Source organism: Planomonospora sp. ID91781 (assembly GCF_015711595.1).
GTDB lineage: Bacteria > Actinomycetota > Actinomycetes > Streptosporangiales > Streptosporangiaceae > Planomonospora > Planomonospora parontospora.
Window position 1 is genome coordinate 1,478,993 of sequence record NZ_JABTEY010000001.1, and the last position, 11,881, is coordinate 1,490,873.

Here is an 11,881-nt window from a genome sequence, read left to right on the forward strand (position 1 = left end):
CGAGCCGGATGATATGGCTGCATGTGCTATTTTTTGGCCATGCGGTCAGAAAATGAGCCAGTCGGCCAGGAAGGGCGTTCCTTCATCGAGACGGCCCGGCGGGCGCAGATCGTCGCCTGTGCGATCGAGGTGATCGCCGAGGTGGGTTACGCGCAGGCGTCGCTGGCGCTGATCGCCAAGCGGGCCGGGATCAGCAAGGGGGTGATCTCCTACCACTTCAAGGGCAAGGACGAGCTGATCCAGCAGGTGGTCGACGAGGCGTTCACCCTCGGCGACGCCTTCACCCGCCCGCGGGTCGAGGCCCAGACCACCGCCGCGGCCATGCTCGGCGCCTACATCGAGTCGACCGTCGAGTTCTACCGGACCCACCGGGCTCACATGATCGCTCTGTCGGACATCTGGTCGGCCTTCCGCCACACCGACGGCAGGCCGAGGCTCGACATGAGCGCCAACGAGCCGGAGGTGTCGTCCGTCGAGGAGATCCTGCGGTTCGGGCAGCTCGCGGGGGAGTTCCGTGAGTTCTCCACCCGGGTGATGGCCGTCACGGTCAAGCAGGCGGTCGACGGCGTGTTCATCCAGCTGGCGGCTCATCCCGATCTCGACTTCGACGCCTACGCGCGCGAACTCGTCACGACCTTCGACATCGCGACCAGGAAGGAACGATGACGCCCCCCGAGCCCGGCCCCCGGCCCGTCTCCTCGCCGGCCTCCGAGCCCGGCCCCCGGCCCGTCTCCTCGCCCGCCCTCGGGCCCGCCTTCTGGCCGGCGGCTTCCGGGCCCGGCTCCCCGCCCGGCCCGCCCGCGGGCGGGGAGCCGTCCGGCCTCCGTCCTCCGCGCCACCCGGTGGACGGCCGCGCGATCGGCTGGTGGACCGGCCAGGCGCTGGTGCTGGTCGCCCCGCCCGTGCTGGTCCTGCTCCTCCTCGGCCTGCTGATCCCGCCCGCCCGGTTCTGGCTCCTGCTCCCGGCCCTGGTCCTCGCCGTGCCCGGCCTGGTCTACACGCTGGTGATGCCCCGGGTGCGCCATCGCGTGCACCGCTGGGAGATCACGGATGACGCGGTCTACACCGCCTCCGGATGGATCTGGCACAAGTGGCGGGTCGCCCCGATGTCCCGGATCCAGACCGTGGACACGGTCAGGGGCCCGATCCAGCAGATCTTCGGTCTGGCCGGGGTGATCGTGACCACGGCCTCGGCCGCCGGGGCGATCAAGATCAACGGGATCGACCGGGCCCTCGCCGCCGAGCTCGCCGAGCGCCTCACCGTCCGCACACAGGCCGTTCCGGAGGACGCCGCATGAGCCGGGACGAGTACGCCGCCGGTGCCGGAACCACCGCGGCCGCCGGGGTCGCCGAGACCGCCGGCGGCACCGGGAACGCCCGGAACACCGAGCGCGCCGTAGCCGCGGAGAGCGCCGGACACGCCGAGCACGCCGGACACGCCGGACACGCCGAGCGCGCCGTAGCCGCGGAGAGCGCGGAGAGCGCGGAGAGCGCGGAGAGCGCGGAGAGCGCGGAGAACAGCGGGGGCACCGACGCCGGGGACGAGGGGTCCAGGGTGCGGTGGTCGCGGCTCGACCCGCGGCTGCTCCGGTTCACCCTGGCCAGGTCGCTCGGACCGGCCGCGCCCGTCGCGATGACGCTACCGTTCGCCCGTGACGGGCTCGGCCTCCAGGCGGCCGTCACGCTCGGCGTGATCCTCGTGGTCTTCGCCGCGATCGCGGTGGCCGGCCTCGTCCGCTACGCGACCACCCGGTACCGGGTCACCGCCGAGCGGGTGGAGTTCCGCTCCGGGCTCGTCTTCCGGAGGCGTCGCTCGGTCCCGCGCGACCGGGTGCGCAGCGTCGACCTCGAGGCCGACCCGCTGCGGAGGTTCTTCGGCCTGGCCACGGTCACGATCGGCACGGGCCGGACGGACGACGGGAAGGGGCTCGTCATCGACGGGGTGTCCCGCGCCGCCGCCCGCCTGCTCCGGGTGGAGCTGCTGGGCCGTACGGATCCGGCGGACTCCGTCATCGCGGAGCTGCGTCCCGCCTGGATCCGCTACGCCCTGCTGAGCAGCTGGTCGCTGCTGATCGGCCTGGCCCCGTTCGGGGTGTTCTTCCGGGTGCTGGACGCCTTCGGGGTCGATCCGGCCGAGGTCGGCTTCCTCGGCGACCTCTGGAGCCGCGTCACCGCGACGGACCCGTTCGTGGTCGCGGCCGTCGCAGTCGCGATCGTGCTCTCCATCGGCCTGTCCGGCGCCCTGCTGCTGTACGTGGAGTCGTGGTGGAACTTCCGGTTGACCCGCGAGCCCGACCGCGCGTTCTCGATCCGGCGCGGCCTGCTGACCACCCGGTCCGTGACGCTGGAGGAGCGCCGGCTGTACGGGGTCGAGCTGGCCGAGCCGCTGCCGCTGCGCTGGGGTGGCGGAGCCAGGCTGAAGGCCGTGGCCACCGGCCTCGGCGAGGACGAGTCGGTCGTCCTGCTGCCGCCCGCCCCGCGCGCCGAGGCGCACCGGGTCGCCGCGGCCGTGCTCACCGCTGTGACGCCCGCTGCGATGCCCGCTGTGACGCCCGCAGCGGCACCTGTGGAGAAGGCGTCCACGGAGCCGCCCGTGGAGGCGGTCGGAGAGGTGTCCGGGAAGGCGTCGCCCACCCTGGCGCCGCTGGCCGCCCACCCCCGTGCCGCGCTCCGCCGCAGGGTCGTCCGGGCGCTCTGGCCGCCGATGGTCGTCGCCGCGGTCCTGGGCAGGCTCGCCGCCTGGCTGAGCTGGGTCCCCGGCCTCCTCTGGCTGGCCGGTCCCGCCCTGCTCCCCGCCGCCCTGCTCCTGGCCCTCGACGCCTACCGCAACCTGGGCCACGGTCTCCACGGCCCCTACCTCGTCACGCGGTACGGCACCGCCCGGCGCAGGACCGTGGCGCTGCGCCGTACCTCGATCATCGGCTGGACGGTCGGCCGGTCGCCCTTCCAGCGCCGGGCGGGCCTGATCACCCTGGCGGCGACGACGGCGGCGGGCGGAGGGTCGTACAAGGTCGTGGACGTCTCCGTCGCGGAGGGCCTGGCCTTCGCGGAGGAGTCCCTCCCCGGTCTGCTGGCGCCGTTCGTCCGCTGACACCGCCGACGTCGGATATACCCCCCCTGGGTTGCCTTCCGTGATCTCCTATGGCATCCTGGGACTGTTGATATACCCCATAGGGGTATTCGGAGAGGGGGAGAGATGAACGGCGCGACCAAGGTGGGGGCGTACGTGCTCGGGCTGGCCGCCGTCTTCGGCGGCGCGTTCGGCGTCGGAAAGCTCGCCGGGCCGGTCGGGGAGACCGGCGGTGCGCCGGCCGGGCACGTGGCGGCCGGAGCCTCCGGCGGCGCGGGCCACGCGGGCGACGCGCACGCGGGAGCGGAGAAGCAGGACGGATCCACCGGGACCGCCGGGGCGGCCGGGCTGCCCGGCGGGCTCCAGGTGTCGGCGGGCGGATACACGCTGGTGCCGAGGACCGACGTGGTCGAGCCGGGCGAGAAGACGGACTTCCGCTTCTCGGTGACCGGCCCCGACGGCCGCCCGGTGACCCGGTTCACCCCGCAGCACGAGAAGGAGCTGCACTTCATCGTGGTCCGCCGGGACCTGACCGGCTTCCAGCACCTCCACCCCGTCCGGGAGGCCGACGGCACCTGGTCGCTCCCGCTGACCCTCCCCGAACCGGGGGAATACCGTGCGTTCGCCGACTTCGCCCCCGAGGGCGCGGAGGGCATGACGCTCGGCACGGACCTGTCGGCCCCCGGCGACTACCGGCCCGAGCCCCTCGGTGAGCCCGTGCGCACCGCGACCGTGGACGGCTACACGGTCACCCTCGTCGGCGACCTGGTCCCCGGCCGGTCGAGCGGGCTGATGCTCTCGGTGAGCAGGGACGGCGAGCCGGTCACCGACCTGGAGCCCTACCTGGGAGCCTACGGCCACCTCGTCGCGTTGCGCGACGGAGACCTGGCCTACCTGCACGTCCACCCCGGGGGCGAGCCCGGCGACGGGAGGACCGCGGCCGGGCCCGGCATCACCTTCCACGCCGAGGTGCCCAGCGCGGGGGCCTACCGCCTGTTCCTCGACTTCAAGCACGGCGGCGAGGTCCGGACCGCCGAGTTCACCGCGGTCACCGCGGGCACGCCGGCGCCGGCCGGAGACGACGGCGACCGGTCCGGCGGCGGTGCGAAGGAAGGCGAGGCGAAGGACGGCGGCAAGGGCCGGGGCGGGGACGAGGGCGGGAACGCCACCCCGTCGCCCGAGGCGCCGCACGGCGCCGACGGACACGGCCACTGACCGAGGAACACCCCCCGGGGGTCAAGTGTTCTCCGGGATGGGAGGGGCGGCGGACACCCCGATTACCGCCTGCGGCTCCGGGCCGCGCACGATGGATCGACGAGCAAGAGGAGAAGCCATGTCCACGACCACCACCAGGCCGCCCGCCGGCGGCGGCGAGATCGAGCTCGCCATCGGCGGTATGACGTGCGCCTCCTGCGCGAACCGGATCGAGCGCAAGCTCAACAAGCTGGACGGCGTGAGCGCCACGGTCAACTACGCCACCGAGAAGGCGAAGGTCGTCTACGCCGGGAGCGTCAGCCCCGAGGACCTGGTCGCCGAGGTGGAGAAGGCCGGTTACACCGCCGAGCTGCCCGCCGTACGGGAGGAGCCGGGGGAGGGGGAGCGCGACGAGCTCGCGCCGCTCCGCCAGCGGCTGGTCATCTCGGCCGTGCTCTCCGTCCCGGTCGTCGCGACGGCGATGGTCCCGGCGCTGCAGTTCGACAACTGGCAGTGGCTCTCGCTGGCGCTGGCCGGACCCGTCGTGCTCTACGGCGGCTGGCCGTTCCACCGGGCGGCCTGGACCAACCTGCGCCACGGTACGGCGACCATGGACACCCTCGTCTCCCTCGGCACGCTCGCCGCCTTCGGCTGGTCGCTCTGGGCCCTGTTCTTCGGCACGGCCGGCATGCCGGGCATGCGGCACGGCTTCGAGTTCACCCTGGCCAGGGGCGACGGGTCGGGCAACATCTACTTCGAGGCCGCCGCCGGAGTGATCGCCTTCATCCTGGCCGGCCGCTACTTCGAGGCCCGCTCCAAGCGGCGGGCGGGCGCCGCGCTCCACGCGCTGCTGGAGATGGGCGCCAAGGAGGTCACGCTCGCCTCGGGCGAGCGAGTCCCGGCCGAGCGGCTGGCGGTCGGCGACCTCTTCCTGGTACGGCCCGGCGAGAAGATCGCCACCGACGGCGTGGTCGAGGAGGGCTCCTCGGCGGTGGACGCCTCGATGCTGACCGGCGAGCCGGTGCCGGTGGAGGTCCGCCCCGGCGACGCCGTGGTCGGCGCGACCGTGAACGCCGGCGGACGGCTCGTGGTCCGGGCCACCCGGGTCGGCTCCGAGACCCAGCTCGCCCGGATGGCGCGGCTGGTGGAGGACGCGCAGAACGGCAAGGCGCAGGTGCAGCGGCTGGCCGACCGGATCTCCGGGGTCTTCGTGCCGATCGTGATCGCCCTCTCGCTGGCCACCCTGGGCTTCTGGCTGGGCACCGGCACCGGCACGGCCGCCGCCTTCACCGCCGCGGTCGCGGTGCTCATCATCGCCTGCCCGTGCGCGCTGGGCCTGGCCACCCCGACCGCGCTGATGGTCGGCACCGGCCGGGGCGCCCAGCTCGGCATCCTGATCAAGGGCCCCGAGGTGCTGGAGTCCACCCGGCGGATCGACACCGTCGTCCTGGACAAGACCGGCACCGTGACCACGGGGAAGATGACCCTGTCCGGCGTCCTCACCGCGGAGGGGGAGAGCCGCGAGGAGGTCCTGCGGCTGGCCGGCGCCCTGGAGTCCGCCTCGGAGCACCCGATCGCCCAGGCGATCGCCCGCGCCGCGGAGTCCACCGCGAAGGTCGAGGACTTCGCCAACATCGAGGGCCTGGGCGTGCAGGGCGTCGTGGACGGCCACGCCGTGCTCGTCGGCCGCCCGCAGCTGCTGGCCGAGTGGTCCCAGCACCTGCCCGCCGACCTGGCGCGGCGGATGGAGGAGGCGCAGGAGCGGGGCGAGACCGCGGTCGCGGTCGGCTGGGACGGGCGGGCCCGCGCGGTGCTCACCGTCGCCGACGCGGTCAAGCCCACCTCGGCCGAGGCGGTCGCCGCCCTGCGCGGGCTGGGCCTGCGCCCGGTCCTGCTCACCGGCGACCACGGGACGGCGGCCCGCCGGGTCGCCGCCGAGGTCGGCATCGACGAGGTGATCGCCGAGGTGCTCCCCGCCGACAAGGTGGACGTGGTCAAGCGGCTCCAGGCCGAGGGCCGCACGGTCGCCATGGTCGGCGACGGCGTCAACGACGCCGCGGCGCTGGCCCAGGCCGACCTCGGCATGGCGATGGGCACCGGCACCGACGTGGCGATCGAGGCCTCCGACCTGACCCTGGTCCGGGGCGACCTGCGGGTGGCCGCGGACGCGATCCGCCTGTCGCGCCGGACCCTGGCCACGATCAAGGGCAACCTGTTCTGGGCCTTCGCCTACAACGTGGCCGCGCTGCCGCTGGCCGCGCTCGGCCTGCTCACCCCGATGATCGCCGGTGCCGCGATGGCGTTCTCCTCGGTCTTCGTGGTCAGCAACAGCCTCCGCCTGCGCCGCTTCCGCTGAGCCCGCTCCGGCGCCCCGGATCCTTCACGGGATCCGGGGCGTCGCCGTACGGGAGGCCAGGCGGTGCAGGGCGACGATGCCGTGATCCGGAGGCGGGTCACCAGATGATCGAGGTGACTTTATCGCCTTTTCGGTAGGGCTGATGCTACCGTCGGTAGCATGAGTGGTGGAACCAAGAAATTCAGCGTCACGATCCCCGAGCACCTCGCCGAGACCGTGCAGGAACGGATCGGCAAGGGCAGTTTCTCGGCTTACGTCTCCGAGGCGCTCATGCGGCAGGTCGAGCGGGACGACCTGAGTGAGCTCATCGCCGCGGCCGAAACCCAGCACGGTCCCGTGGATCCCGCCAGAGTCGAGGCCAAGGGCGCTCTCCTGCAGACGGATCCCGGTGCGCGGGATGACGACCGCACCTCGGCCGCGTGATGCCGGGATCGCTCGTCCTCGACTGCGAGGGCCTGTCCAAGGCGATCATTCAGGACGTGGAGATGACCGAGTGGCTGGTGGCGGCCAAGACGAAGGACGTCCGTGTCATCGTCAGCGCCGCCAGCCTCGTTGAGGTGTCGCACCCCCGGCTGAACCGCGCTCGCTACGAATGGACCGTCTCCAGGTTGATCGTCGAGCCTGTCACCAGGGAGATCGCACGTGAGGCGTCCCGTCTGCTCGCCTCCGCCGGCCTGCACGGGCACAAGTACGCCATTGACGCGATGGTGTGCGCCACCGCGCTCCGGTCGCCCGGGCCGGTGACCGTGCTGACCTCCGACGTCGAGGACATCACGGTCATCGGGCAGAAGCGCCTGCGCGTCGTAGGGATCTGAGGCGGCCGGGCAGCGGCATCACGGCGACGCCGCGGCGTCACGGCAGTGCGCCGGTCTCCTCGGGGAGTCGGGACGTCGCCGTACGGGAGGTCAAGCGGTGCAGGGCGACGAGGACGTAGCCCAGGACGGCGAAGCCGGCCGTGAGGAAGACCGCCTGGAGCGCGACGCCGTCGTAGCCGAGCCGGTCCACGTCGAGGAAGGGGTACGGGTAGCGTCGCTCGGTGCCCGGCGCGAGCAGGGCGCCGCGGGTCAGCGCGAAGACGAGGTAGGCGGCCGGGTAGGCCAGCCACACGAGCGGCTTGGTCCACCTGGGGCGCAGGGCGCGGTCGAAGAGCAGCCAGTCGGCGAAGGCCATGATCGGTGTCACGTAGTGCAGCAGCAGGTTGCCCATGTCCTGGACGTCGTTCCCCCGGCCGTCGGGGAGCAGCCCCAGGGGGCTCGCGCCGTGGGTCAGGATGAAGTGGGCGACCAGGCCGGTGATGGAGATGAACAGGGTCACCGCGCCCTTGAGGAACGCCGACGGCACACCCCGGCCCGACAGCTGCCAGACGTGGTAGGCCACCAGCATGATGTTGCTCTGCACGGTGAAGTAGACCGGCGGGTTGAGCGGATCGGACGCCGCCAGCCAGGTGCAGAGCAGTCCCGCCAGACCCGCGGCGACCAGCACGATCCGGTAGGTCTTCGTCCCGTTCACCAGCACACCATACTGGTAGGTAGTGGGCTTATTGGACGGAAAGGGCATCAACCGCCTTATCTCGCGTGACCGGACACCCGGCATCCGCGCGGCGGACGTGCGGGAGGGCCCGGCGATGTCACGGGCCCCGCGGTTTCAGCGGGTATCACGGTCCGGAAGACGCCGGGGTCCGCAGGGCGGCGGGGTCCGGAAGACGCCGGGGTCCGCAGGGTGGCGAGGCACGGGAGGGGGCGAGATTCACAAGGCGGCGAGGTGCGGGACGGTCAGGCGCACCGGGACGCCCGGGACGGGTGCGGCGCCGGTCCGGTCGACCCAGCAGAAGTCCACCCCCGCCTCCCGCGCGCAGCCGCCGTCGCTCACCGGGGAGTCGCCGACCATCAGAGCCTCGTCGGGCTTGGCCTCCAGCAGGGAGAGCGCGTGGTGCAGCAGCGCGCCGTCGGGTTTGCGCAGGCCCACCTCGGGCGCGATCACCACGTGCTCGAAGAACCGGTCGATCCGGGTACGGCGGAGCTTGACCCGCTGGACGCGGGCGATGCCGTCGGTCACCAGCGCCAGCCGGAAGCGCCGCGACAGTCGGCGCAGGGCACCGTACGCCTCCGGGAACAGCACGGTCCCGCGGCCGAGGGCCTCCTCGAACGCGGCGGCCACCCCGGGACCGGCGCCCAGCCGGGCCCAGCGCTCCAGGCGCAGCTCGGACAGGTCCATCCGGCGCTCGCGGTAGGCGGCCCAGAGGGGCTGGTTGGCCGCGTGGAAGGCACGCAGGAACGCCGGCAGGTCCCGCAGGTCCGGCAGGTCGCCCGGACGTGAGGGGCCGTCTGAACTGCACGGCCCGTCCGCGTCGTGCGGACCGTTCCGACTGGCCGGGCCGCTCGGATCGGCCGGGCCGCCGCGGAAGAAGCGGCGGTGGACCTCACGGAGTGCGCAGTCCTCCGTCCGGGCGTAGTCGACCACGGTCCCGTCCAGATCGACCAGCAGGACCTGGTAACGCCTCTCCCTCGCCGAGCCCATCGCGCTCCGAACGCCCGAGGATCTCCTCGACCGCCGCCGCGTCGGCGACATAGATGTGAGGAACGTCGACGAAGACCCTCATTGACCCACGACCCACCCCGAGGTCGTCGGCGACCTCGTTCTGGATACTACGCAGGGGCACGTAGTTCAGGTAGCAGGTGAGCGCGTTCTGCGACCGGAACGTCGCGGTCATCGCCAGCCGCCCCTCCCGGATCCGGAAGGCCAGGCTGGTCAGGCAGGGCACGGCGTCCGGCCGCTCGCCCGGCACGGTCAGCGAGATCCACCCGCTCTTGCTGTACGGCCGCGCGCGCAGCAGCCCGGTGACCCAGCCGAGCTGGTCCACGCCCTGCAGGCCGCGGATCCTGCCGCCGTAGCTGTACTTGAACGGCGGCACCACCGTGACCTCGCTGAACTTGCTGGAGTACAGGGTGATCTTCCCGGGGTCGCCGTGCGACCTCAGGACCGGGTCGTCCCAGCCGAGCTCGGCGATCTCGAACAGCACGGCCGGTGCTTCGATGATCGGGCCCCGGTCGTCCTCGGCGGGCCCGCCCTCGTTCCATACGTGGCGCATCAGCCACAGCCAGGTCTCCCCACAAGACGCGAATCGGAGGAGGTCTGCCATCAGGTCTCCACGTTGGGGAAATGGAAGGGGTTCTGCGGGAGCCGGCGCTGGCGGGAGACGTTGGAGCGCACGTAGTAGACGAGGTAGTGGACCAGCGCGAGCAGCATGATGATCAGCACCAGCAGGGTCGGGGTGGGTTCGGCCCCGGCCAGGCCGAGTGCGCCGACCGCGATGTAGGCGGAGTTGACCAGGGCCAGCATCATAACGTTGATGCCCGGCCAGGCCAGGGGGGCGTAGGTCTCCGGGTAGCGCGGGTCGACCGGCAGGTTGGGGGACCAGCCGAGGCCGGAGAAGTGGTCCTTCAGCTGCACGACGTACAGCAGCCGGAAGTTGTTGATCGCCCGTGCGGTGCGCATGTGGGCGTTCACCGCCTCGATCAGCCGGAGGAAGGGCACCACGCTCAGCAGCCCGAAGGCGGTGACGGTCGCGAACAGATACCACGGCACGGTGGCCCAGGAGGTGAGCGCGAGCGGGTTGACGACCTTCGCGCTCGCGAGCGCCACCGCCGCGGCGAAGGGCGCGGAGAGCAGGCTCATGGAGAGCCGGGTCATCTTGATGCGTTCGTCTTTCGCCGCCAGGTAGACGTGATAAGTCCCGGTGAAATCCACCGAGACGAGCTGGAGGAAGTCCTTGGCGTCCACGGGCAGCTCGTCGAGGCTCTGGGGCAGGGATTCCGCGCTCATGCGCGGCAGCATCTTGCGCATCGGGACCTCGGCTTCAAGCGCAGTGAACAGACCCGGTAAGGAAATTTTGACGCACTTGTCAGCTGGGTGCGCGCCTTTTACCTATTTATCTCCAATAACTTTGCCAAGGTCACCGGCTTGCGGCGGGAATTATGGAGAACCGGTCTGGCCGGGGCCTCTCGGACGGGCGCATCCGTCATGGACCGCATCCGGCCGGGAAGGATAAGGCGCATGATCCGCCTGCCCGCCGTCGACTGGACCGTCGCCGTGCCCCTGTTCGCCGTCGTGACCCTGGCCTTCACCTGGGGCCGGGGTCTGTCGGTCCTCGGGGCGGTGGTCACCGGGGTCTTCCTGGCGGGCGGGGTGCTGGCGGCCGTGCACCACGCCGAAGTGATCGCGCACCGGGTGGGGGAGCCGTTCGGCTCGCTCATCCTGGCGGTGGCGGTGACGGTGATCGAGGTTGCGCTGATCGTCAGCCTGATGGCGTCCGGCGGCCCGGAGGCGTCCTCCCTGGCCCGGGACACCGTCTTCGCCGCGGTGATGATCACCTGCAACGGCATCGTCGGCCTGTCGCTGCTGGTCGCGGCGGTGCGCCGGAAGGTGGCGGTGTTCAACGCCGAGGGCACGGGCGGCGCGCTCGCCACCGTGGCGACGCTCGCCGCGCTGAGCCTGGTGCTGCCGAGGTTCACCACGAGCACGCCGGGACCGGTCTTCTCGGCGCCACAGCTGGGCTTCGCCGCGGTGGCCTCGCTCGGGCTGTACGGATTGTTCGTGGTCACGCAGACGATCCGGCACCGCGACTACTTCCTGCCGGTCGCGGCCGACGGCTCGCTCATCGCCGACGACCAGCACGCCGCCCCGCCCACGACCCGGCAGGCCGTGGCGAGTCTCGGCCTGCTGATGGTCGCCCTCGTCGCCGTCGTCGGGCTGGCGAAGGTGGAGTCCCCGGTGATCGAGTCGGCGGTCACGGCCGCGCGGTTGCCGCAGGCGGTGGTGGGCGTCGTGATCGCGCTGCTGGTGCTGCTGCCCGAGACCATCGCCGCGGTGCGGGCCGCCCGCAGGGACCGGGTCCAGATCAGCCTCAACCTCGCGCTGGGCTCGGCGATGGCCAGCATCGGGCTGACCATCCCGACCATCGCCGTCGCGTCGTTCTGGCTCGACGGGCCGCTGCTGCTCGGTCTCGACGCCACGCACATGGTCCTGCTGGGCCTCACGGTCGCGGTGGGGACCCTCACCGTGGTCCCCGGACGGGCGACCCTGCTGCAGGGCGGGGTCCACCTCGCCCTGCTCGCCTGCTACCTGTTCCTCGCCGTCAGTCCGTGACCCGGCACCGTCGGCCTGTGCCCGGTGCCGTCGCGGTAGAAGGCCAGGGCCTGGTCCTGGTCGTGGACCTGGACGAAGGTGTGGGAGAGCTTGAGATCCATGCCCGCAACGCTACT

At 72.3% G+C, this 11,881-nt stretch carries 13 protein-coding genes; 8 read left to right on the plus strand and 5 right to left on the minus strand.

Features of this window, described 5'->3' with window-relative positions:
• Window positions 1-39 precede the first annotated feature (39 nt).
• The 7 genes from HS048_RS06920 (at window position 40) to HS048_RS06950 (ending at window position 7,435) form a co-directional block, all read left to right on the plus strand.
• Entirely contained in the window at window positions 40-666 is a 627-nt protein-coding gene (locus tag HS048_RS06920) for a TetR/AcrR family transcriptional regulator (RefSeq protein ID WP_191893811.1), read from the plus strand.
• Window positions 667-842: 176 nt separating this feature from the next.
• Window positions 843-1,298, plus strand: coding sequence for a PH domain-containing protein (locus tag HS048_RS06925; protein WP_068896706.1), 456 nt, complete (start codon window positions 843-845; stop codon window positions 1,296-1,298).
• Window positions 1,295-3,091: a PH domain-containing protein gene (locus HS048_RS06930; RefSeq protein WP_196466481.1), complete on the plus strand. Its 1,797-nt coding sequence runs from the start codon at window positions 1,295-1,297 to the stop codon at window positions 3,089-3,091. Before HS048_RS06925 ends, HS048_RS06930 begins: the two co-directional genes overlap by 4 nt.
• 105 nt (window positions 3,092-3,196) lie before the next feature.
• A complete protein-coding gene (locus HS048_RS06935) occupies window positions 3,197-4,285 on the plus strand; it encodes a hypothetical protein (RefSeq protein WP_196466482.1) in 1,089 nt (362 codons plus the stop codon).
• A gap of 118 nt (window positions 4,286-4,403) precedes the next feature.
• Window positions 4,404-6,620, plus strand: a complete 2,217-nt coding sequence (locus HS048_RS06940) for a cation-translocating P-type ATPase (protein WP_196466483.1) — start codon at window positions 4,404-4,406, stop codon at window positions 6,618-6,620.
• Window positions 6,621-6,779: 159 nt separating this feature from the next.
• Complete coding sequence (locus tag HS048_RS06945) at window positions 6,780-7,043, plus strand: hypothetical protein (protein ID WP_068896341.1); 264 nt, start codon at window positions 6,780-6,782, stop codon at window positions 7,041-7,043.
• Entirely contained in the window at window positions 7,043-7,435 is a 393-nt protein-coding gene (locus HS048_RS06950) for a DNA-binding protein (RefSeq protein WP_196467816.1), read from the plus strand. The genes HS048_RS06945 and HS048_RS06950 overlap by 1 nt, the downstream gene beginning before the upstream one ends.
• Before the next feature lie 37 nt (window positions 7,436-7,472).
• Here the strand turns inward: HS048_RS06950 and HS048_RS06955 are convergent, their stop codons facing one another.
• The 4 genes from HS048_RS06955 to HS048_RS06970 form a co-directional block, all read right to left on the minus strand.
• The gene (locus HS048_RS06955) at window positions 7,473-8,129 is read right to left on the minus strand and encodes a Pr6Pr family membrane protein (protein WP_153054158.1); all 657 of its coding nucleotides are present in this window, start codon (window positions 8,127-8,129) and stop codon (window positions 7,473-7,475) included.
• Window positions 8,130-8,366: 237 nt separating this feature from the next.
• Entirely contained in the window at window positions 8,367-9,137 is a 771-nt protein-coding gene (locus HS048_RS06960) for an HAD-IA family hydrolase (protein WP_196466484.1), read from the minus strand.
• Window positions 9,040-9,759, minus strand: coding sequence for a thymidylate synthase (locus HS048_RS06965; RefSeq protein WP_068896349.1), 720 nt, complete (start codon window positions 9,757-9,759; stop codon window positions 9,040-9,042). The genes HS048_RS06960 and HS048_RS06965 overlap by 98 nt, the downstream gene beginning before the upstream one ends.
• A complete protein-coding gene (locus HS048_RS06970) occupies window positions 9,759-10,442 on the minus strand; it encodes a hypothetical protein (RefSeq protein WP_153054160.1) in 684 nt (227 codons plus the stop codon). The genes HS048_RS06965 and HS048_RS06970 overlap by 1 nt, the downstream gene beginning before the upstream one ends.
• Window positions 10,443-10,673: 231 nt before the next feature.
• On the opposite strand from HS048_RS06970, the gene HS048_RS06975 reads away from it, so the two are divergent.
• Entirely contained in the window at window positions 10,674-11,765 is a 1,092-nt protein-coding gene (locus HS048_RS06975; protein WP_196466485.1) for a calcium:proton antiporter, read from the plus strand.
• Here the strand turns inward: HS048_RS06975 and HS048_RS38040 are convergent.
• Complete coding sequence (locus HS048_RS38040) at window positions 11,738-11,866, minus strand: hypothetical protein (protein WP_255529568.1); 129 nt, start codon at window positions 11,864-11,866, stop codon at window positions 11,738-11,740. The genes HS048_RS06975 and HS048_RS38040 overlap by 28 nt on opposite strands.
• Window positions 11,867-11,881 lie beyond the last annotated feature (15 nt).